This is a genomic window from Clostridium sp. (assembly GCF_050717545.1).
Classification (GTDB): Bacteria; Bacillota; Clostridia; order Clostridiales; family Clostridiaceae; genus Clostridium_AD.
The window spans coordinates 110,338-134,927 of the sequence record NZ_JBOITN010000019.1 but is presented as its reverse complement, the minus strand read 5'-3'; the positions used below and the strand labels follow the sequence as shown (position 1 = coordinate 134,927).

Below are 24,590 nucleotides of genomic sequence, written 5' to 3'. Positions count from 1 at the left end.
ATAAGATATAGGTCTAATTTTTATTTATTTTTACCAAAAATCACATGATATAATAAGTTTTGTATTCACAGAAAAGCTTATTTTGCCAGTTCATACAATGCATTAGCGTATATTTTAGCATTCTTAATCAAATTATCTATTGTTATATATTCGTTTGGTTTATGAATAGTGTCTAGTTCTCCTGGAAACATTGGTCCAAAAGCTACAATATTAGGCATTTCTTTAGCATAAGTTCCTCCACCTATTGATACTAGTTTTGCTTCTTCTCCAGTCTGCTTTGTATAAACCTCTTGAAGTGTTTTTATAATTGGACTATCTGGTGAAAAATATAATGGTTTTTGATGTTCAAATTTCTCTATTCTTATCCCAGTTCCATCAATTTTATTATTAAATGGATTCATCATATCTTCCAACTTACTAGTTACAGGATATCTTAAATTTAATGTCATAGTGGCTGAGTTATCATCCATATTTAATGTTCCAACATTAAAGGACACTTTACCTGACATTTCATCTTCAAGACAAACTCCAAAAGACTCTCCATGTACTTCCATGCCTATATTCTCATTAACAAATTTTATAAATTCTGATATATCATTTGTACCAAAATCAATAGTTCCAAGAAAAGCTAATAATTGCATTATAGCATTCTGTCCAAGTTCTGGTAAACTTCCATGAGCGGATTCACCTTTAGATTTAATTATTATCATATCTTTATTAACTACTGCCGAAAGTTTAGAATCATCATCTTTTACAAAAATTCTTAATGCACTAACAATACTTTCTGCATTAGTAGTTATTATTCCAGCTTCACAATAATCAGGTACCATATTTGCAGCCTGACCACCTTTAATATATTTAATAAAGTTATCGCTCTTATTTTTAACTTTAAAATCTTTCACGATATTAAAGATAGTTATACCTTTTTCACCATTAATTATTGGATAATCCGCATCTGGTGTAAAACCAGCAACTGGTGGTTTTTCTCTTTCTAAATAATAATCAAGTTCTTTGCTTCCTGTTTCTTCATTAGTACCGAATAAAATTCTAATTCTTTTAGAAAGCGGAAGTTTTGCATCTTTAATAGCTTTTAATCCATAAAGCGTAGCCATTATTGGTCCTTTATCATCTGTAGTTCCACGTCCGTACATTTTACCGTCGTGAATTTCTGCGCCATAAGCTGGATAAATCCAACCATTTCCTTCAGGCACCACATCCAAGTGGCCTAGTGCTAAAACATAATCCTCGCCTTGACCGTACTCTGCATATCCAACATAGCCATCTAAGTTAACCGTATGAAACCCTAGGTCTTTTGCAATACCAAGTGCGCATTCTAGAGCTTTATTTACTCCTTCTCCAAAAGGTTTCCCAGGTTTTGCATCGCTCTCTATACTCTTAATTTTTATAATTTCTTGAGTAGAGCTAATAATATCTTCTTTCATAACATCAATTAAATTGTTTAATTCCATATTCTTTCCCCTCCATTAATAATCTACTTACGTAGATTATCTACTTACGTAGATTAATTACTAACATAAATTAACTACCAACATAGATTACCTACCAACATAGATTACCTACTTATATAGCTTCACCCACTTTAGTGGCTTTATCCACTTAGTTCCTTTATTAAATTATAATATCATTTATTCGTTTTTAAAGTGATCCATCCACTTCGAGATAAGTACTTTAAAAACACAATTAATTTTTCAATAGAAATTTGCTCACTCTCATTAAATGTTTTAGTCATAGCCAAAGCAATGTCATAAACAGTTTTAGTTCCATCACAAAGTTGCCAAACCATAGAACCTCTTTCGTCTAGCTCTATATCATTAACATTTGATTTTTTCATAATCCACCTTTGGAATTTCTCTATCGGTTTACTATGGCTAAAAAACAATTTCACTTTATTTTCATTTAATTCCCAGTGCTCAATTTTTCGTAATGGTTTATATAGTAAAAATTTTTCTTTAGATTTTTCTTTATTTTTATTATTAAACATATATTTCACCTACAAAACAGCTAAGAGCCATAACGGCTCTTAACTTATATTTTTTACTTTATTATTTATTAGCTTAAATAATAAACACTATATTTAATTACTGTACTTAAATTATAATATTAAAGAGCTGTTTTGTCTACCTTTGAGCAAAAATGTACCTCCATATCCCTAATGCAATGAACATCAATGTAGATAATGTGTCATTTCCATCTAAATATGTAAATATAGTTTAGAGTTAATGTTTCTAACAAATGTTTTATACTTTTTTCTTTCTTATTTTAATTTTCCAAATCTACTAAACGGACTAATTATAATCCTTGCCTTTCCCATTATGTCCTTCTTAGGTATAAAAGGTTTATCCCAATATCTGGCATCTAAAGAATTAATCCTATTATCTCCCATAAAAAAGTAACTATCTTCTGGAACTGTGAATTTTCCTGTTTTACCACCTGGAAATTTAACGTAACTTTCAACCGTCTTATCTCCATTTATATACACAGATCCATCATCTTTAATATCTACTACATCATTTGGTAATCCAATAAGTCTTTTTATCAAATCTTCATCTAATTCATCCGAATGAAAAACTACTATATCCCCATGGTTAAGGTTATTTTTATTATGAACTCGCGTTACTAAAATCTTATCATTTAGTTGTATAGTTGGCAGCATAGATCCTGTTGGAACCGTAACGTTAAAGAAAACAACCTTATTTATAATAAAAGCTATTATAATGGCCGCTACTATAGGTAATATCCAATCTTGAAATATTCTTTTTGCAAAATCCATTATTATCTCCTCTCAAATCTAATCCTTAACATTTTATCACAATATATATAATATATCATCATTCTGCTTATTTTATGTTAATAAATATTATAACTTCTCTTTGGATACACATTAATTCTTTTACTTAGCTAGTTGGTATGAGCGTCATGCGTCAAACAAAGCATATGTATAAGCAAGATGATGAGCTACAATAAGTCTGGCTACAAGGTGTTTGAAATGTTACAATATATAATATAATACCTAGTTTGTTTATAAAATAATTAGAGGAGGAAAATTATGATACCACAAAAAAAATCAAATCAGTGGATTGGCGTTTTTATATTATATATAATAGTAATATTTATTAGTTTACTTACAACTAGAGTCATGCTTGGCAGTGAAATATTAGGTAGAAACATATTGGGTCTTTTCATAATATCAACTGGTTCAGCTTTGCTACCTATTATAGGTGGTTTTTTAGGCAAACGGATATTTTTCACCATTTATACGCTGGCTAATATATTAGGCATATTTTATATGTTTTATGTAGTTATCGGAAATGCTTCACCTGGCTGGAGTGACCTAACCAGCATCGTAGGTTATATATATATAGTTGCAATTGGAGCAGTTTTAGCTTTATTAACGGAAGTTATTAGTTATTTTGTTATATCAAATAAAAGGAAAAAAATATAAAAATTATTTGCTATAAAAAGAAATCTCCAGCAGGAATGAGAAAAGACACCCTATTTTAGAGTGACTTATAATCAACTTTATACTTTCTTGCTTTTTCATTTGTCCAAAATCTATGTAACCGGCTCACCAAAAATAGGAACTACTCTTGTCCAACCTTTCATTTTTCCATACTTAAGATATTTATCGTAATAAGCAAGCTCTACATTAAGGAAATCGGTCCATAATCTGCGTAGTTCTTCGTTCCTAATAGTCTCAATAATTGCTCTAAGATGAGCATCTAATGCCGATAATTGCCAACTTAAAATAATTCGGTACATAAACCTATCTGTGATCATTTCAGGATCTATGGGCGTTGTTACTGGCAATCCTGATCTGTTAGGCAGCGGTATATTAAGTTTTAGTGCTAAATTCTCTAGCTTTTTAACCTGCTTATTATAAATATATAACCCATGCGCAAGTATTACCTTAAACTCAGTATCATGAGCAAAACCCGAAAATATGCCTATGAGTTCAATTTGTTCATATCTCATAACAATATGATCCCAAATATGAAATGCTTCTGACGTAGAAAGCTCTTCTCTTACCTGGACGATAGCGGTCTTGTATGTAGGATATGTCTCCTCCCAGCCCTTTAATTTACCAAACTTATAAAGACGATCAAAATCCTCAAAATGAGTTTTCAAATCTTGTATGATAGTATTTCTTAAATTATCGTTAGTACTGGTTGAACGAACAGCATGGCTAAGAGACATCAGCTGCGCTACAAGGTCATGGTATATCTTTTTATAGATATAATCATCCGTTATATCATTAATCCGGGTTGCAAACTTAACGTCCACTGGAGGTCTGTTTGGCATTATGATACGAAATTCTTCGCCTAATTTCTCTAAATTATCTATTTGATTTTCAAAATTTTTCTGAAATCCATCTAGGACTACTTCCCAACTTACATCATGAACAAAGTTCTTAAATAATTGAACTGTTTGAGTACTAACATATCTTGCTCTTAGAAGACTATATATATTATATGCCTCCTGTATATCTATAACGTCATCTCTCTTCTTAACTTTCTTTATTAATGAAATTATATCCAATATTATCACCCCTCAATTATAAATATTATTGTTAGTATGTGTAAAATCCTCTTACATATACCTTGAGAGGCGAAATACTTATAACTTACTACTCTAAATCTTTAGATGCTGCAACTTCCGTGTTAGCTCTCTCTCCTTCGTTCATTAGCTTATTATTTACTAGTAATAACTCCTTGTCTTGATCTTCAACTTGTTGCTGCAAAGCCAATTTTGACTTGCTAAGTTCCGCCTCAATCACTTTAGACTTAGTGATATCTACAAAAGTTATGACTACTCCATCGGCTTTTCCCTCTAACGTCTTATAAGGCAGAATTCTAGCGTTAAACCAACTCCCATTACGAGCCATTACCTGTTTTTCAACGCATTTCAACGTACGTTGCACATTCCTAACATCCTCTGTAAGTTCTGGATAAATAATATCTGATGCAATATCAGTGATTGGTCGACCCACATCACTGCGAATCAACCTAGAAACTACAGTCATTTGATCGGTGAAGTGCTTAACAAGCAACGTTTTATCCAAAAATAAAGTGGCAATTTTAGTGCTGTCCATTAGATTTTTCATATCTCCTGTGACTAGTGACAGATTATCTAACTTAACCTGTAGTTCGTAATTAATTGTCTTTAGCTCTTCATTTGAGGACTGTACTTCTTCCTTTGTTGTTGTAAGTTCCTCGTTTGTAGACTGGAGTTCTTCGTTACATGACTGGAGCTCCTCATTGCTGGCTTTAAATTCCTCTTGTGATATCTGCATTTCTGCACCAGCAACTTGCCACATTTGACGAGTTTGTAATAGTTCTCTCTTCAGTTCCTCCTCACGCTTATTAATCGCTGGCATTTCTTCGGCTGTTGTTAGACTTTTGACTTCATTAGGCATGGTCACGTCGGTAAAAACGATCATTACCATCCCTCGCAGCGCCTCTGGCTCTTTGAGCGGATTAATTGTTATATCAACCATGATCGTCCCACTCTCGCTTAACACGACAACCTTCTTAGAATTAACTACCTCTTTTAACCGAGCAGCCTTGTAGAAGGCGTCATTGAGTTTATAATTTAGCCCCTCACGAGCCATAGCAAAAATATTCCAATTAGCCTTGCCGGCAGCAGGTTCCAAGTACTTACCTGTTCGCCCAGTTATGTAGAGAATATCACCTTTACCATTGACGAGCACGGCAGCTGGTGAATAATATTGTAAAATCAGTTGATCAGCCAGAGACTGCATGTTCTGAACCTCATCCGATGGATGGTTCACTTCCGGTTGATACGGTGCAAATGAGTTAGGAAATTCTATAGGCTCCGCCTGGATTAGGGGTCTAAGCCTCTGATAAATTCGCGATTTGAGATCAAGCGGTTTAAAAAGCTCTGTAAAGTTCCCAACTGATTCCGCACTTCCTAAAAACAAAAATCCGCCACTATTGAGACTGTAGTGAAAAAGTGGAATGAGCTTTTTCTGGATTTCTGACGTAAGGTAAATAAGCAGGTTCCTGCAGATCATTATATCAATTTTTGTAAATGGGGGATCCTTAATCATGTTCTGCTGAGCAAATATGACCATATCACGAATGTCCTTGTTGACCTGATATCCACGATCCACCTTAACGAAATACTTATCCAGGCGCTGGTTAGACACCTCTTTTGAGATACTCGCCGCGAAAATACCCTCCCGGGCTTTATCAATAGCTTCTTGGTCAAGATCAGTAGCAAAAATCTGAACAGAAAAATCTTTGTAAGGCTTTAACTTATCCATAACGTCTTTGAAGACAATCGCTAAGGAGTAAGCCTCTTGGCCGGTGGAACAGCCAGATATCCAAACTCGAACCGTATCAGTAGGCGACCTCTGCTCTAAGAGTGCTGGTATAACTTTATTCTTTAGTAAATCCCACTCCACCTGCTCTCTAAAGAAACTGGTAACCCCAATTAAAAATTCCTTAAATAGCAAATTTAGTTCCTGAGGGTTCTCCTTTAAAAAGTCGACATAAGTGGCTATATCATCAATTTTATGAATAACCATACACCGCTCAATCCTACGTTGTATGGTGCTTTTTTTATATGAAGAAAAATCATGACCTGTATGTGATCGTAACATCCCTATAATATTGTCGAAGTAACCCTTGAGTTTAGCTTCGCCGTTCTTGTCAACCATCTGCTTGTTCTCAAGATATGAAATAATTTTAGAAGGCATTGTCTCGACTGTTGATATAACGTCTGCTAGGCCTCTCTCAACGGCGCTAAGAGGCATGTCCTTAAATTTAGCCGAGGACGGTTCCTGGATAAAAGTGCCTCCTCCATTTTCCTTAATTTCTCTGAGTCCTGCTGTACCATCGCTACCCATACCTGAGAGAATAACACCAATACCGCTCTCATGCTTATCCTTTGCTAGAGATGAAAAAAAGAAATCTATGGGCAAATGCAAAGTGTGGGGCTCAATACTCTCAATATAATCAAAAATATGTAACGTATTATTCTTAATAGACATATTCTTATTTGGAGGAATTACATAGACGCAATCAGGCTCAACTGATAATTTCTCATATGCCTGAGTAACCTTCATACTAGTATCCTTTTTAAGTAACTCCACCAAAATACTCTTACTATTCTTTTCCATATGCTGAACGATAACAAAAGCTAATCCGCAATTTTTAGGAACATTACTTAGGAAAGTCGACAGAGCATCTAGTCCTCCTGCAGAGGCCCCTATACCTACAATTGAAAAACCTACTTTTACATTATAGTTTTTAGTTTCATTATCTCCAGAACTTTTAATCATAACGTTAGTATCTAAGTTCTTATTCTCTTTCATCCTGGCCCTCCATTCACAAATTAATAAACCCATCATCTTATATTCTTATTATAACAAATTATTTGCACCCAAACTATAATAGCTTATAATTTTCTATATTATTTTTAAAAAAATCTATTTTAGACATATAATGAAAATAGACTCGGATATATGTCATAATTATGACATATATCCGAGTCTATTTAATTTAAAGAGTAGATATCCGAAAACTCAATATGTATTCTCTCAATTCTTTCTTCTGAATCGTGTTCAACTATTTCACATATATTATTGTCTTTAGGTTTTACTATTACTGGGAACATAATAATAAATTCTGTTCCCTTGCCGTATTCACTACGTACTGAAATTTTGCCACCATGTAGCTCCACAATGGATTTAACTATGGAAAGTCCAATACCGCTACCCTCCTGCCCACGAGCAAGAGACCTATCCACCTGCCTAAATCTATCAAAAATAATATCTAACTTATCATTTGGAATTCCTATGCCTGTATCTTTTATAGATATTATAATATTTTCTCCTTTATCATACATATTTATCCACATATTCCCGCCTGGTTTTGTAAACTTTATTGAATTAGAAAGTACATTTAATATCACTCTTTCAATCTTTTCTGGATCACAGGATATTGTGCAGTCCTCTATATCAGTATCAAAAATCAATTCAATAGATTTATTCTTTATATATTCGGATACTGACATAGTTACACTTTCAACAATATCAACAATATTATAGTTCTGTAACCTTAAATCAAAATAACCTGCATCAAGTTTAGTAATATCAATCATATTATTAACTAGTCTTAATTGTCTGTAACAATTCTGTTTCATTGTGTTATAGTATTTTTTAGTTTTTATTTCTTTATCTTTAACATCACTGTCACCACTTGTAAATGTATCCAAATACTGTAATGCACACAAAATTACATTTAGTGGCGTTTTAAGTTCATGAGAAAGGTTAGTAAAAAATTCTGTCTTTAAATTTTCTGATAAAACTGTTTCATCCAATAATTTCTTATTTGTTATATCCACAAGAGATAAAACTACACCTTTAATTAAATTCTCAGTTGTACAATATGGCGCACATTTCAATAAATACCAGTTTCCGTTTTTACTTTGAATTTCCTTCTCATATGACTTATAACTTATTAACACCGAACTTGCACCTATATTTAAGTCATCATTAATCATATTACTTACTATGTGGTTCATAGGGCGCCCAATATCTTGCAACTTAAGATTTATTTCCTTAGTAATGCTGGGTGTAAACCTTCTTACACAAAGGTTTTCATCAAGAAAAATGGTCCCAATATCTGAACTATTTAAATAGTTTGTCATATCATTGTTTAGATCAGCCAACTCTTTATTTTTATGTAGATACTGGTTGTTGATTTTTATTAATTCATCATTTGCTGCTTGATACTCCTCATTTACAGCCTGTATTTCTTCATGGTAAACAAGATGTTCCTCATTTGATATTTGAAGGTTTTCCTTGGTACACTGTAATTCCTCTTCAAGTTCGATAATTCTTTTATTTAATTCCCTTTCTTTATATTGCGCTGTATATTCATTTATGGAAGCATTATCTTCCTTATAATCTAACCTTATACTAGGCATTATATTTCCCATAATGCATATCTCCTTTTTTCTAATTATTTAAAAATAGTGTTAGTTATAATATCACTCTATTAATCTTATTACAGTTATACTTCTACAAAAATACATAACTTACCTTCTTTCACAGTATATTTTTAGTTATAAATCGTTCGCAATTTTCGTCAAACTCTGCGCACGCAAAAAAAGTAAGAGATATCTCTTGCTTAAATCATCTCCTTCAAAAGTCGTTAACATTACAGCTCCACAGGAGATGAATTAATTATACCCCTATTCATTCTGTAGGAAAAAAAGGATAGTCACTCACTTTTTCATAAGATTGTTTTAAAAATAGTACATCATCCTCATTTAAAGGATGCTCTAAACATTCCTCAATATTTTGAGCAACAAATGAGAAATTCACAAAATCCCCTGGTGGAACCAATGTATTAGCACCTAGAGAAAGCGTATACTTCATAGCAGCAAGGCGGAGCTCCTTGTTTTCTATATCTATTGGTTTGCACCAAGACTTTGTAAATTGTGAACTTTCCCTTTCACCTTGATTCATCCAGCTACGTTCTATCAATTGTTTCATCGCAAGAATACCCATATCTTTTTCTTTTGATATTTTGCATAATTGCGTTCCCATATCATGTCCGATATTCATATGCCAATTAAGCGGAAATAGTACTGTATCGAAATCATAGAGTGACATCGCCCTCAAAGCAACCGCTTGGTTATGACATGTAATTCCCAATTTACGAACCAGTCCCTGCTTCTTCGCTTTTACCATCATCTCCATAACACCTCCAGGTCCGAATGCCTGATCCACTTCTTCCTGGCGACTGAGCGCATGCATCTGATAAACATCAAAGTAATCGGTGCGAAGCAAGCGCAAAGATTCTTCAAACTCTTTTTGGGCATCCACTTTCATTCTGCAACCAGTCTTGCAAGCAAGATGTATATTCGTGCGATATGGAATAAGTGAATTTCCCAATTTCTCTTGTGCGTCTCCATAAGAGGGGGCAACATCAAAATAGTTTATGCCACGGTCAATTGCCCATGATACATATTTGTCAGAAGAATGTTGACCATCTTCCATAGAAACAATACCGCCATATATCACCGGCGTAATTTCAAATCCTGTATTACCAAATCTTCTTTTTATCAAAATTTTCACCCTCCTTTAATTAATTTCTGTGATTTCATTTCACTATTTTTCTTTGTTTATCCCCTCTATCCTATCTACGCACTCCACATGTATGTTGATAGAAAGTTGTTTCTATACTTATTATACCTCTTTTCCCTATTCAATAAGTCATTGCCTTCCCTATTTAATCATTTTATTCTTCTTTAGACGAGAGTATATAAAGCATAAACAGTTCTCTACTAGATATATATCATCTTTGAACTGTTGAAACTCTATGGGCAAGTCACATATATTTATATATTCAATTTTTTTTGTACCTTTTAATGTCTGTATGTTCGAATTGTATTGCGTACCTATTATATATTTCAATGCATTACGTGGGCCTGCATGTATGAACACTTTGTCAGGCATTAAATTCAAATAAATACCCATTGCCAAAGCATTGTCATACTGTGATAATTCATCTAGATTTTTTATTTCAGCTATATTTATAAACTCAATTATCTCATCAAAACTTTTTAAATTATTTATTTTATTTTCATTAGCTTTTATATATAATGCAGTTGATCTTAATGCATTTTCTAGACGTATTGATTCTAGGAACCACATGTGTTCAGGACAAAACACTACAGCATAATCCACATAATCCTCATAATTTAGTTCTATACTTTTTGTACTATAAAGTTTTACATAATTAATATCTTCTTGCATTTTAAGATTAATATAATCGTCAATCATATCTTTAAGCGATGTGCTCATAAACGTTTCTCCTTCCAATATCACTATTATACAATTATATTTTCCCTCTTTGAAAGATAGAACCATGATTATTAACACAAAAAAACCATGAAGTTTTAGCATAAAGCTCTCTTCATAGTTTCTTTCTATTTTATATTTAATTATTGCACCTCTACATTTTTCGTTGTAGTCCTACAACGCACTCTACATGTGCCGTTTGAGGGAACATGTCCACTGGCTGAATTTCTACAGTTTTATATCCAAGTTCATCTAAAATACCTAAATCGCGAGCTAAAGTACCAGGATCACAAGACACATAAACTATATTTTTAGGTTTCATGCTACATATGGATTCTAAAAGAGTTTTATCACAACCCTTTCTAGGTGGATCAACTACCACTACATCAGCTTTTACCCCTTGCACAATAAGTTCTGGTATAACTTTTTCTGCATCTCCCACTATGAATTCTGCATTATCTATCTTATTTTCTTTTCCATTAATTATAGCATTTTCAATAGCCTGTGGTATTATTTCTACTCCATACACCTTCTTAGCCTTCCCAGATAAAAATAATGATATAGTGCCTGTACCACAATAAACATCCAGTACCACTTCTCCACCACTTAAATTTGCATACTCAAGTGCCGTGCTATATAGCACCTCAGTTTGAATAGAATTAACTTGGAAAAATGATAGAGGTGAAATTTCAAATTTAAATTCCCCTATGTAATCTGTTATAGTATCTTTTCCCCATAGAGTTACGCAAAGCGGCCCAAGTATTACATTTGTTTTTATGTTATTAATATTTTGTACAATACTTACAAGCCCTTTAATCTTTTTACTTATTAATGCTATAAATTCTTCTTTGTGAGGAAGGTCCGTACCATTAGTAACTAGAACTACCATTACTTCTCCTGTTTTAATCCCCTTTCTAATCATAATATGTCTTAGAATCCCTTGATTATTTTCCTCATTATAACTCTCAATATTAAATTCTTTCATCCACATTCTTGTAAGCTTTACCACAATATCAGCTACTGAGTCTTGAATATGGCAAACTTCCATGTTTATTATGTCATGACTTCTTGCTGCATAAAACCCAATATTCACATTACCATCTATATTACTCACAGGCAATTGAACCTTATTTCTATAATTATAAGGAGACTCCATTCCTATTGTAGGATGAACTAGCACGTCATCTAATTTCCCTATTCTATTTATAACTTGTTTCACTCTATTAGTTTTAAAATCTAGCTGGGAATCATAATCTATATGTTGAATATTGCAACCTCCACAGTTCTTATATATCTCACAAACTGGATCTACTCTATACATAGATTTTTCAATTATCTCTAGTAGTTTTCCAAAAGCAAAATTTTTAGAAACCTTAACAATTTTAACCATCACCTTTTCGCCTTTTATTGCACCTGCTACGAAAATGGTGAAATTATCTATCTTGCCTACACCTTCTCCATCATATCCCATATTATCTATATCCACTATGTAGTCCTCATTTTTCTTAACAGGAATATCATAACTTTTATTCTTCATAATTCCGTTTTTACTTTCACTTGTCTTTCTTTTACTTTTCATAATCTCTCCTCCTAAACCTATATAAAACTCTCTATACCCATTTCCTTATATAGGGCACATAAAAATAAACCTAAGCAAAATGCCAAAGATTCATTTCTATGTGCCCACATAATTACAAGAAAATCTTACTTTTCCTCGAAAGTTTCACATTGTGTTCTCTCGATACATAAAGGTGTTTTTTTAATACCACATTCCTCTATTACATCAACCAAAATGTTTTTCGCTATACATAATTCTTCTTTATTATATTTACAATTAACAGCTTCACATTTAATTCTTGGACTCATCTCTATAGAGTCGCTGGAAAATACTTGTTTAAATTCACCAACCACATTCATATTAAGTACATTAGTTAACGAATTTTTTAGTCCCCTTTCATCAAATGTCTCACATTGTGTTGCTTCACTTTTATGAGCATCCGCTCCCGAAATATGGATAGTACTCGCTGAACATATACCAGATACATTATTAACACATATCGTTGCGCTACAACTTAAAATTCCCCTCATGTTTATCCCTCCGAACATTTATTTTCAATTACAACTTTTAATTTTTAACTCAAAATTAGCTTTTAATTATAATATTTAGTTTAATTATAACTATTCTTTTGATTATAATCTGTAGCTTGTGCTTTTATTATACTACAGATAAAAAAAAAGCACCATATAGATGCTATCAAAGAATCAGTTGCCATTTATTTGCTTGTACTTTTAATTATAACCTTATTCATTCCAATTATACATATATTTATTATATATTTTTATTTTTTTATAAAAAAAGAAGATTGCCAGTCTTTTTGCAGGCAACCTTCTGACCTATAAGCCTATTTTTAGTTTTTTACGTTAGCCCTACCACTATACACAATACCTCTAGTTGCATCCATTGTTATAAATGAACCAGTTTTAATAATTCCTACTGCTCCTGTTGCATTGTATATAATTGGAACTGCTTTTGCTGTACCTTCAATAACAACATTTGAAGATGTTGCATCTTCTTCTACAATAATTCCAGAAACTCTATCTAATAGATTATCGTAATCTTTATCTAATGTTCTAACTACTAAGATATCTCCATCTTGCATAGTGTCACTCGCTTCTTGTGCGTCTTTCGCATAACAAGCAGTGCCACAAGCTGATGCACTTATGTTTCCTTTACCTTGTACTAATATATCACCAACTATGTGAACCTTCATCATATTTGTGCTACCTACAAAATTTGCAGGGATTCCAGCAGCCATAACTACTAAATCACCCTTTTGTACATAACCTGATTTTAAAGCTATAGCAACAGATTTCTCTATAAGATCATCAGTAGATTCAACTTGCTCTGAACATATTGCAATAACGCCCCAGTTTAATGCTAAACTTCTAGCTACTCTTTCATAAGGAGTAACCGCAATAACTGGACATTCTGGTCTATAAGTTGAAACTTTTTTAGCTGTATTACCACTTTGAGTTGCAGTAATAATAGCTGAAGCTTTTAGTTCCATAGCTGTACTACAAGTAGCTAAACTAATAGCATTTGGTACATTTGGTACATGATATTTTCTTTTTTTCTTTAAGTTTTCTTGATAATTAAGAGCGTTCTCAGCAGTTTGTGCTATTTTAGACATTATACTTACTGCCTCTATTGGATATTTACCATTAGCAGTTTCACCACTAAGCATTATAGCATCTGTACCATCAAATATTGCATTTGCAACATCTGAAGATTCAGCTCTAGTTGGCCTTGGGTTTCTCATCATAGAATCTAGCATTTGAGTCGCTGTTATAACTGCCTTTCCAGCAGCATTACATTTCTGTATAATCATTTTTTGAACTATTGGAACTTCTTCAGTAGGAATTTCAACTCCTAAATCTCCTCTTGCAACCATAACGGCATCTGAAAACTTAATGATATCATCGATATTATTAACGCCTTCTCTATTTTCTACCTTAGATATTATTTGTATTTTTTCTCCACCATTTTCATTAAGAACAAGTCTTATATGATGTAGATCTGAAGCTTTTCTAATAAATGAAGCTGCAACAAAATCAACACCTTGTGCGCATCCAAATTTTAAATCATTAATATCTCTTTCTGTAAGAGCTGGTAAATTTATTGAAACTCCAGGAACATTAACTCCCTTATGATTGCCTACCATACCAGTATTCGCAACTATACAATGTATTTTTTTGCCTTGAATTTCTTGTACTTTAAGTCCTACTAAACCATCATCTATTAATATAATATCGTTAGGTTTAACATCTTGATATAAATTTTCATAAGTTACTGAGCAAACAGTTCCATCTCCAATAACTTCTTCACCACAAACAACTGTGAATTTTGCACCTTCTTGTAATTCAACTTTACCAGTGGCAAAATTTCCTGTTCTTATTTCTGGTCCCTTAGTATCAAGTATTATAGCGATATGCTTATTAAGTTTTACTCTAAGATCTTTTACTAAATCCATTCTTATTTTATGTTCTGCGTGATCTCCATGAGAAAAATTATGCCTTGAGGCATCCATCCCTGCATAGATTAAATTTTGTATAGTTTCACTATTATCACTAGCTGGCCCTACTGTACATATAATTTTAGTTTTTTTCATAAATTACTCCTCTTATTGTAAATTATTTTATAATTAGTTCGTTATTATTAATATTTCCTATCACTACTTTATTTATAAATTTGATGTGATTGGATTTAGTTTAGTTTATTTTAGTAAGAAAGAATTTTTGAAATATGATAAAGTCTTTCCTTAAATGTTCTTGGCACTGATATTGCCTCATTGATGTCTTCATCTACTATTTTACCATCTTTCATGCCTATAGCTCTTCCTGATTTGCCGTCTATAAGCGCTTCTACTGCTGCTACGCCCATTCTTGAAGCAAGCATTCTATCAAAGGCGCTTGGGCTTCCACCTCTTTGAATATGTCCAAGTATTGTAGCTCTTGATTCAATTCCTGTTATTTCTTCAACCTGCTCTGCAAGTTCATTTGCTCCACCTACACCTTCAGCAAGTATTATTAGATTATGCATTTTGCCTCTAAGTTTTCCTTCAAATATAGTTTTGCATAAATTATCCATTTCATACCCTTTTTCAGGAACAATTACTTCTTCAGCCCCTCCGCCAATACCAGCGTATAAGGCTATATCTCCACAATTTCTTCCCATTACTTCAATTACACTAATTCTTTCATGAGAACTTGATGTATCTCTTATTTTATTTATAGCATCTAGTACTGTATTAAGTGCTGTATCAAATCCTATAGAATATTCACTGTAAGGTAAATCATTATCTATAGTTCCAGGTATACCTATAGTTGCAATTCCCATTTCTGATAAAAGCTGTGCTCCTTTGAAAGAACCATCTCCTCCAATTACAACTAACCCATCAATACCAAATACTCTTAATACATTAGCTGCTTTTTTTCTTCCAGCTTCAGTCCTAAATTCTTCGCAACGAGCAGTTCTAAGAATAGTTCCACCTTTATGTATTATGTCAGAAACAGAGTGTCTATCCATATCCATAATTTCACCGTTAATAAGTCCACTATATCCTCTTTTTACACCCATAACTCTTATGCCTTTATAAATAGCCATTCTAACTACAGCTCTAATGGCCGCATTCATTCCTGGTGCATCTCCTCCACTTGTAAGTACCGCAATTGTCTTCATAAAATTCCTCCTTGTAGTTCTTTTGAGTATAAAAACAATTATTAATTGTTTTTCTCTTTATAGTTCACTGGAGCATAAAAAATTTATTAATTGCTTTATGGTGGTTCTTTAGTTACACCACTGGGACATATACAGTCCCACCATAGTTGTGATTTGTTCATGTCGGAAAACAAAAAAACAGTCTACTAATAAAAAATACCCTTATAATATATTATTATACATTATTCTCGTGACATTTAGCGTTTTATATTAAAAATAAATATTTTTTATAGAAACATCTAATTATTCTAACTAATTTTATAAACATTACCATAAGTAATATTTTCACCTACGGTAAGCTTTTTATACTAATAATCAGAATTTTATTGTATTTTTATATTACTTTCTCCAAACATATTTCTAAGAATTTCCATAGTGTCTATTTCTTCGCTAAGCCACAATCCTTTATCCACAGCGTACATTTTTCTTGGCACTTTTGTACAAATATATACAGGGGTACTCCCTCTATATATTGCTAGATTCTGTTTTATTTTTTTTAATGTTTCCTTCATAGTAGCTTCGTTTTCTATTAGAATATAAATTTTTTCACTATTAATTTTTTGGAGTGGTTTAATATCCTCACATAATATCTTGGGCTGCTCTTCTTCCCTAATACTAACTCTACCTTTTAATATTACAATTTCATCCTCTTCTAGTAATGACTTATACTTTTCAAAGGTCTTAGGGAAAACTATTACTTCTACACTAGCATATAAATCCTCTAAATTAATAAAAGCCATCATATCATTATTTTTTGTAACCTTCTTATTAACGGATGATATTATACCTCCGATAATTACTTTGTCCCCATCTTGAAGTTTAAAACTTTCACTTAGAAGTTCATTCCCATCTTCAAGGCTTTCATCAACCACAATATCAGATATTCTTGTATTTGTTTGTATTTTAAGTGTTTCTTCATATTCATCTAAAGGGTGACCAGATAAATATATTCCTGTCATTTCTTTTTCCATAGCTAAAAGATGTTTCTTCTTAAATTCTTGAATGTTCGGATACTCTATTTCAAAATTATCATACTGCGTATCAAAATCTAGGAATAAATTTATTTGTCCTGAAATATTTCTCTTTCTATCATTGTTTACCCCATCTAATACTTTTTCATATATTGCAAGTAGTTGTGACCTGTGAATTTTAAAATCATCAAAAGCTCCCGCCTTAATAAGGCTTTCTACTGATCTTTTACTAACGCAAGCTGTATCTATTTTATTGCAAAAGTCCATAAAACTCGAAAACTTACCTTTTTCTCGTCGATTACGTACAATGCTTTCTATTACATTTACCCCTACATTTTTAAGTGCTGAGAGGCCAAATCTTATAGTGTCACCTTTTACAGTAAATTCCGCAAAACTTTCGTTAATGTTCGGTGGCAAAACTCCAATATTAATTTGAACCGCATATCTAGTATAAAAGGCTATTTTCTCACTATTGCCCTTAACACTGTTGAGCATAGCCGCTATAAACTCTGTAGGATAATAACACATTAAATATGCTGTTTCATATCCCACAACAGCGTAAGCCGCCGCGTGTGATTTATTAAACGCGTAAGACGCGAAATCCATCATTTGATCAAATATACGGTTAGCAGCCTTTTCTGTTATTCCATTTCTTAGACAACCCTCAACTTCTATTTTTCCATCAGAGTCAACTATTCCATGGATAAAGTTATAACGCTCCTCTTCCATAACCTTGTGCTTCTTTTTAGACATAGCACGACGTACAAGATCTGATCTACCCATAGAATATCCAGCAAGTTTTCTAACAATATCCATAACTTGTTCTTGATATACCATTACACCATATGTAACCCCTAAAATTTCTTCTAGTTGTGGCGTTTCATATTCAACCTTGCTAACACCATTTTTATTTTTTATATATCTAGGAATTTCAGCCATTGGGCCCGGTCTATACAAACTTATACCCGCAATAATATCCTCTAAATTGTCAGGTCTAAGTTCCTTCATAAAGCTAGTCATCCCAGCTGATTCAAGTTGAAATATACCTACAGTTTTGCCTTCACCAATCATCTTATATACTTTATGGTCTTCAATGTCTAAATCATCTATGTCTATGGATACATTCCTATTTTGTTTAACAAAATCTACACAATCCCGCATAACTGTAAGTGTACGAAGCCCAAGGAAATCCATCTTTAAAAGGCCAAGTTCCTCAAGGGTTCCCATAGGAAACTGTGTCACTATCATTTCATCATTTTTCTGAAGAGGAACATAACTAACTAGTGGTTTTGACGCAATAACCACTCCAGCTGCATGAGTTGAGCTGTGCCTTGGAAGTCCCTCAAGTGCCTTTGCAATATCTATAAGTGCTTCAACGCGAGTATCATCTTCATATAATGTTCGAAGCTCCGCGTTCATTTCAATGGCTTTGTCTATAGTTATATTAAGAACTCCTGGTATCATCTTAGCGATCCTGTCCACCTCTGCATAGCTATAGTTCATTGCTCTTCCTACATCTCGTATACAAGCTCTAGGCGCCATCGTTCCAAATGTTATGATTTGGGATACATTATCTGATCCGTACTTCTTAACAACATAATCAATTACCGCTTGACGTCCCTCATAGCAGAAATCGGAATCAATATCTGGCATGGATACTCTTTCCGGGTTAAGGAAACGTTCAAACACAAGACTATATTTAATAGGATCTATCTTAGTTATGTCTAGTGTATAAGCAAGTATTGAACCCGCTGCTGATCCACGCCCAGGTCCTGTTGGAATGCCGCTATCTACTGCAAATTTTATAAAATCCCATACTATAAGAAAATAATCTACGAACCCCATTTGTTTTATTATATTAAGTTCAAATTCAAGTCTATCTATATAAATCTTAGCCTTATCATTACTAGATGCTATTTCATTTATGTATTCTATAGAAAAACCATCGCCAGTTGCGTCACTAAATTCCTTATACCTTGGTGCAAGACCCTTATAACAAAGGTCTCTTAGAAATTCGTAAGAGTCTACCTCCTGGGGAAGCGGAAACCTTGGAAGTTTTGATACATGAAATTCATAATCAAAATTGCACATCTCTGCTATTTTCACTGTGTTACTAAGCGCCTCTGGAACATAAGAAAATGTCTTTTGCATCTCAGCTGCTGATTTTAAGTAAAACTGATCTGACGGATATCTCATCCGGTTTTCATCATCAACAGTTTTGGCAGTTTGGATACATAAAAGCACATCATGAGCCTTAGAATCCTCTTGTAATATATAATGAGTATCATTAGTACAAATTAGTGGAATTCCAGTTTCCTTTGATAATTTAACTAAAAGTTCATTTACCTTAAACTGTTCCTGCATACCATGATATTGTAATTCTAAATAAAAACCATCTTTAAATATATCGTTATATTTAAGTGCTATTTCCTTAGCTTTCTCATAATTATCACGCAGAAGAAGACTCTGAATTTCACCACCAAGACAAGCACTACTAGCAATTATTCCCTCGGTATGTTTTGACAAGAATTCAAAATCAACCCTTGGTTTATAATAAAAGCCCTTAATTGAAGCCGCTGAAACTATTTGCATCAGATTGTCATAGCCCAATGTATTTTTAACTAGTAGAACTAAATGATGAGTTTTATTTTCCCTATCAGCTTGTTTTATATTCATGGATTTTGCGGCAACATATATTTCGCACCCAATAATAGGTTTAATCCCTTGCTCTTTTGCCTGTTTATAAAATTCTACGCATCCATACATAACTCCATGGTCTGTTATAGCAAGACTCTTCATTCCTAGTTCCTTAGTTTTAGAAATGAGTTCTTTAATTTTACCAGAACCATCTAGCAAACTATACTCTGTATGGACATGAAGATGCACAAAACTTCCTAAATCTTCTTTTATCTTTAGTTCTTCATTCACTTTTTTCACTTCCCCTTGGACTATAAATTTTCTTATTATATTAGTAAATAAACGTTATTTACTAAATATTTTAGCAGAAATCATAGCTTTCGCAACAGGTTCCTTAAGTCTATTAAACATACTTATCTCTACCTTAGAAAAACTCCTACCTTTATCCACAACTTGTGCATATATATCTATATCACTACCCATTTGTACAGGCTTCATAAAATATGCAGTAATACTATCTACTGCAATATTTATATTGTTATTTTGCCTTAATGCCATTATTCCCATAGTTGACAATAACATATTAAGTGAGCTCCAAGAGGCTGTGCCAAAAGGATCTAGCATTTGAGGAATAATCTGACCATTAAAATGCAAACTATCTCCCTCATGTATACAGCTAAAATTCATTAAAACAAGATCCTCTATAGTTTCAGCAACTTGTGGTTGCCTTAATGCAAACTCCATTGCTTTCATAACATCTTGTATACTTAAAACTCCTACCAACTTCTTCTTATTAACTACAGGACAAAGTTTTTTTCCATCCCAACCCATAATATGAGCAGCATAAGCTACAGTTGTTTTAGGCGTAACACTTATAAGTTCCTTACTCATAATTTTATGTATTTGTTCATTTTCATCATCATGTCCTTGCACATCGCGAAAAGTAATCATTCCAATAAGTTTCATATTATCATCTACAACAGGATATCTTTCATGATTTGTGCAAGTCATAAGTTCTCTCCAAGTAGCTATAGTATCGCTGCCTCTGAGATACTTAGCATCACTTTCCATAACATCTTCAACTAAAATAATTTCTTTCTTAATCATACTGTCATAAATAGCTTTATTTATCATACTTGCTACGGTAAAACTATCATATGTTGATGATAGAAGTGGAATACCTTTTAAATTTGCAAGTGCCTTTATTTTTTCACTACAATTAAATCCACCAGTAATTAATACCGCAGCCTCATTTTCAAGTGCAAGTTGTTGTGCTTCTTCCCTATTACCAACAATAAGTAAGTACCCTGGCTTTAAATATCTACTTATGGATTCAACCGCCATAGCTCCTATAATAAATTTATTTAAACTTCTATTTATGCCTACTTTTCCACCTAAAATTGTTGCATCAAGTATACTTACAACTTCAGCATAAGTAAGTGCTTCAATATTTTTTTTACAAACTTTCTCAACCCGAATGGTTCCAACTCTAGGCACAGTTTTAACAATGCCCATATTTTCTGCTTCTTTCATAGCTCTATAAGATGTACCATCACTAAGCCCTAATTCTGAGCTCACTCCTCTTACAGAGATTTTAGCTCCAATTTGCAAGGAAAGGATATAATTAATAACTTCTTCACGTTTTGACATTATATGTTTACCTTCCTTCGCTTCTTAATTCTTCCGCAATCTTCTCTATTCTTCTTAATCTATGATTTATACCAGATTTACCCACAGGAGGTTCAAGTATAGCACCAAGTTCTTTTAAAGATTCGTCTGGATATTCAAGTCTAAGCTCTGCTATCTCCCTTAAATTTTTAGGAAGCCTTTGAAAACCTAGCTCTACTTGAATAAGTTTAATGCTTTCAACCTGTCTTACTGAGGCATTTACTGTTTTACTAAGATTTGCAGTTTCACAATTTACAAGCCTATTTACATTGTTTCTCATTTCCTTCATTATTCTTACGTTCTCAAGGAACAATAACGAATTATGTGCACCTATTATATTAAGCAAATCAACAATTTGCTCACCCTCTTTAATATAAATTACGAAACTACTTTTTCGCTGAATTATTTTTGAGAGTAATCCATAACTATTAATAAGTGTTTTTAGTTCCTCAGCATAATCACTATCATGTGTAACAAACTCAACATGGTAGTTTTTTTCAGGATTACTAATACTCCCACCACCTAAAAAGGCACCTCTTATATATTTACGTTTGCATTCCTCAGCATCAATTAACCGCTCAGGTATAGTATAATCTATTGAAAAAAAGTTACCGTCCTCAAGAACAGCCACTTGTTTTAGTAAGTCTTTAACGCCCATTTCATGCGTAATTATAACTACGTAAACATTCTTTTTCTTAAGAGAATTACTCCGTTTAACTAAAAGTCTTGCGTGAATACTAAAATGTTCCTTTAATAATTTAAATATAAGCCTTGCTATTGCAGGATTTTCAGTTGTTATTTGAAAATTTATTTGTTTGTTTGATCCAAGTCCAATAGTTCCACTAACCTTCATAATAGCAGCTAGTTCTGACATAGCTTCTTTCTTGCTCATATCTGTAAATCTACAAATTTCATTTTTAACCTTAGACGAAAATGACATTGTTTTACTCCTCATTGCATTTATTTATTTTTATTTTCTTTAAGCCTTTGTGATAAATAAAAGTATTCAACTATTTTCTTTTTATCGTTTAATAATTTTTTCTCCATAATTGTTTCAACTAAGGTTGATGCAAGTTTATCTGCATCATGTCTTACATATCCTTTTCCAATTTTAACAAAATCACTTTTAATTATTCCAATGCCTTGTTTTTTAACTAAGGACTCATTTATACTTACTAACTTAGAATTATCATTATTATATTTTTGCTTAAGTTCACTACTTATTTCCCCTGTGTTTACCACCACATAGTCAATAACTTTGCATCTAGTATGTTTATTAATAGCCTTTATGTGGTCTTCAACACTATAGTTGTCCGACTCACCAGGTTGCGTCATTATGTTTGAAACATAAATTCTTATAGCTTTTGTTTTACACAATGAATTTTTTATATCCTTTACTAATAAATTTGGGATAATACTAGTATAAAGACTACCTGGCCCTAGGACTATTGCATCCGCTTCATTTATAGAAGTTAAAGCTTCCTTAATGGCTCTAGCATCTTTAGGTTCTATAAAAACCTCATCTATAGCACTATCATTTTCAATTACGCCTGTAGGAATATTTGATTCTCCATCAATAATTTTACCATTTTTAAGTTTTGCCTTTAAAGTCATATTATCTAAAGTAACAGGGATAACTTTTCCCGTTACTGCTAAAACTGAGCTCATTTTGTGCACAGCTTCTTCAAAATTATTTGAAATCCCATCCATTGCAGCTAAAAACAAATTACCAAAACTTTGATCTTTAAGCCGCCCATCTTTAAATCTATACTGCAATAACTCTTCCATTAACGGTTCAGTATCAGCTAACGCTAAAATACAATTTCTAATATCACCAGGTGGAAGAATACCCAAATCTTCTCTTAAAACTCCTGATCCACCGCCATCATCCGCAACCGTTACTATTGCAGTTATATTGTTTGTATATTTTTTAAGCCCACGGAGCATAGTTGATAAACCAGTTCCGCCTCCAATAACTACAATTTTAGGCCCTCTTAAAAGCACCCTTTTTTCATATATTAAATCCCCTAATTTTTTAGAATTTATATCTACGTCCATACTTCCAGTATTTATTAGTAGGACAAAAAACTTAATAATTTTAATTATTGCTATATATACAAGCACTGCACCTATCAATATAATAAATATTAAAAATCCTACACTACTTATTGTAAGATTTTCATTATTTATAAGTTTAAGAATTCCAAAGGCTAAAACGGAGGTACCTAGAATGCCTAAAATAATCCACCTTTTTAAATTAATTCCAGGCGTAAGCAAATTACTGGGCATCATAGTTTAATATCGCTTCTAGTCACATCTTCATTTACATCTCTGTGATCTATATTTACATTGTACCCATTTTGTTTGAGTATTTCATGAATTCTATTAGATATTGCCACAGATCTGTGTCTTCCCCCTGTGCAGCCTATAGAAACTATGAGTTGTCTTTTACCTTCTGTCTTGTAATTTGGAATTAGAAAAAGTAACATCTCTTTAAGCTTATCTATAAATACCTTAGTACCCTCAAATTCTAACACATAATCTCGAACAAGTTTATCATTACCCGAATACGGCTTAAGCTCTGGAATATAATATGGATTCGGCAAAAATCTAACGTCAAATACCAGATCTGAATCCATAGGTATTCCATATTTAAACCCAAAAGAAAGCACAGTTATAACAATTTCTGTTTCTATTTGACCTTCCTCACCATAAATATTATTTATTTCTACTGTAAGTTCCCTTGCTGAGAGCCTAGTAGTATTTATTATATGATCAGCGCGTTCACGTACATCCTTAAGTTTTCGCCTTTCAGTATCTATTCCATTTAAGACTCTTCCCTCTGGTGCAAGTGGATGTTTTCTTCTTGACTCCTTATATCTTTTGATAAGTGCTTTATCTGAAGCCTCTAAAAATAGAATTTCATACTCATATCCTTGTTCTTTTAGGTATGATAAGCTTTCAAATAAATCGTCAAAAAACTTTCCACTTCTAATATCTATAACTAAAGCAATCCTATCTATATTCCCGTTGGATTTATAACATGCCTCCGCAAATTTTGGAATTAATACAGGTGGCAAATTGTCCACACAAAAAAATCCTAAATCTTCAAGATTTCGCACAGCTTGTGTTTTTCCGGCACCGGATAACCCTGTTAATATAACAAATCTCATTAAAAGCC

The 24,590-nt window shown here is 32.8% G+C and carries 18 protein-coding genes; 1 reads left to right on the top strand and 17 read right to left on the bottom strand.

The genetic code is table 11. The features are described from left to right. Positions 1-77 precede the first annotated feature (77 nt). The 3 genes from pepV to lepB form a co-directional block, all read right to left on the bottom strand. Positions 78-1,469 carry a dipeptidase PepV gene (gene pepV, locus ACREVX_RS04890; protein WP_431543045.1) on the bottom strand — a complete coding sequence of 464 codons (1,392 nt, stop codon included), beginning with the start codon at positions 1,467-1,469 and terminating at the stop codon, positions 78-80. 173 nt (positions 1,470-1,642) lie between these two features. After that, a complete protein-coding gene (locus ACREVX_RS04885) occupies positions 1,643-2,002 on the bottom strand; it encodes a PqqD family protein (RefSeq protein WP_431543044.1) in 360 nt (119 codons plus the stop codon). 273 nt (positions 2,003-2,275) lie between these two features. Next, positions 2,276-2,791, bottom strand: a complete 516-nt coding sequence (lepB, locus tag ACREVX_RS04880; RefSeq protein ID WP_431543043.1) for a signal peptidase I — start codon at positions 2,789-2,791, stop codon at positions 2,276-2,278. A 276-nt stretch (positions 2,792-3,067) separates the two neighbouring features. Here lepB and ACREVX_RS04875 point away from each other — a divergent pair, with 276 nt between their 5' ends. Further along, a complete protein-coding gene (locus ACREVX_RS04875; RefSeq protein ID WP_431543042.1) occupies positions 3,068-3,463 on the top strand; it encodes a hypothetical protein in 396 nt (131 codons plus the stop codon). A 110-nt stretch (positions 3,464-3,573) separates the two neighbouring features. Here the strand turns inward: ACREVX_RS04875 and ACREVX_RS04870 are convergent, their stop codons facing one another. From ACREVX_RS04870 to rapZ, 14 genes are all read right to left on the bottom strand, one after another. Beyond that, entirely contained in the window at positions 3,574-4,557 is a 984-nt protein-coding gene (locus tag ACREVX_RS04870; RefSeq protein ID WP_431543041.1) for a DUF3231 family protein, read from the bottom strand. An 88-nt stretch (positions 4,558-4,645) separates the two neighbouring features. Beyond that, positions 4,646-7,357 (bottom strand): chemotaxis protein CheB, encoded by a 2,712-nt coding sequence (locus ACREVX_RS04865; protein WP_431543040.1) that lies wholly within the window; start codon positions 7,355-7,357, stop codon positions 4,646-4,648. 182 nt (positions 7,358-7,539) lie between these two features. Continuing rightward, positions 7,540-8,985, bottom strand: a complete 1,446-nt coding sequence (locus tag ACREVX_RS04860; RefSeq protein WP_431543039.1) for an ATP-binding protein — start codon at positions 8,983-8,985, stop codon at positions 7,540-7,542. A 259-nt stretch (positions 8,986-9,244) separates the two neighbouring features. Continuing rightward, positions 9,245-10,120: an aldo/keto reductase gene (locus ACREVX_RS04855; protein WP_431543038.1), complete on the bottom strand. Its 876-nt coding sequence runs from the start codon at positions 10,118-10,120 to the stop codon at positions 9,245-9,247. A 159-nt stretch (positions 10,121-10,279) separates the two neighbouring features. After that, positions 10,280-10,858: a hypothetical protein gene (locus tag ACREVX_RS04850; protein WP_431543037.1), complete on the bottom strand. Its 579-nt coding sequence runs from the start codon at positions 10,856-10,858 to the stop codon at positions 10,280-10,282. Positions 10,859-11,009: 151 nt separating this feature from the next. Continuing rightward, positions 11,010-12,434, bottom strand: coding sequence for a 23S rRNA (uracil(1939)-C(5))-methyltransferase RlmD (rlmD, locus tag ACREVX_RS04845; RefSeq protein ID WP_431543036.1), 1,425 nt, complete (start codon positions 12,432-12,434; stop codon positions 11,010-11,012). A 125-nt stretch (positions 12,435-12,559) separates the two neighbouring features. Further along, a complete protein-coding gene (locus tag ACREVX_RS04840) occupies positions 12,560-12,943 on the bottom strand; it encodes a DUF1540 domain-containing protein (RefSeq protein WP_431543035.1) in 384 nt (127 codons plus the stop codon). Positions 12,944-13,263: 320 nt separating this feature from the next. Continuing rightward, positions 13,264-15,024 (bottom strand): pyruvate kinase, encoded by a 1,761-nt coding sequence (pyk, locus tag ACREVX_RS04835; protein WP_431543034.1) that lies wholly within the window; start codon positions 15,022-15,024, stop codon positions 13,264-13,266. Between the two features lie 110 nt (positions 15,025-15,134). After that, on the bottom strand, positions 15,135-16,094 hold the full coding sequence (pfkA, locus tag ACREVX_RS04830) for a 6-phosphofructokinase (protein ID WP_431543033.1): 960 nt from the start codon (positions 16,092-16,094) through the stop codon (positions 15,135-15,137). A gap of 362 nt (positions 16,095-16,456) precedes the next feature. Further along, the gene (locus ACREVX_RS04825) at positions 16,457-20,032 is read right to left on the bottom strand and encodes a DNA polymerase III subunit alpha (RefSeq protein ID WP_431543032.1); all 3,576 of its coding nucleotides are present in this window, start codon (positions 20,030-20,032) and stop codon (positions 16,457-16,459) included. Positions 20,033-20,086: 54 nt separating this feature from the next. Next, the gene (locus ACREVX_RS04820; RefSeq protein ID WP_431543031.1) at positions 20,087-21,391 is read right to left on the bottom strand and encodes a DRTGG domain-containing protein; all 1,305 of its coding nucleotides are present in this window, start codon (positions 21,389-21,391) and stop codon (positions 20,087-20,089) included. A 7-nt stretch (positions 21,392-21,398) separates the two neighbouring features. Next, positions 21,399-22,349 carry a DNA-binding protein WhiA gene (whiA, locus tag ACREVX_RS04815; RefSeq protein ID WP_431543030.1) on the bottom strand — a complete coding sequence of 317 codons (951 nt, stop codon included), beginning with the start codon at positions 22,347-22,349 and terminating at the stop codon, positions 21,399-21,401. 20 nt (positions 22,350-22,369) lie between these two features. Then, on the bottom strand, positions 22,370-23,701 hold the full coding sequence (mgfK, locus tag ACREVX_RS04810; RefSeq protein WP_431543029.1) for a gluconeogenesis morphogenetic factor MgfK: 1,332 nt from the start codon (positions 23,699-23,701) through the stop codon (positions 22,370-22,372). Beyond that, complete coding sequence (gene rapZ / locus ACREVX_RS04805) at positions 23,698-24,582, bottom strand: RNase adapter RapZ (RefSeq protein ID WP_431543028.1); 885 nt, start codon at positions 24,580-24,582, stop codon at positions 23,698-23,700. Before rapZ ends, mgfK begins: the two co-directional genes overlap by 4 nt. Between the last annotated feature and the right edge of the window lie 8 nt (positions 24,583-24,590).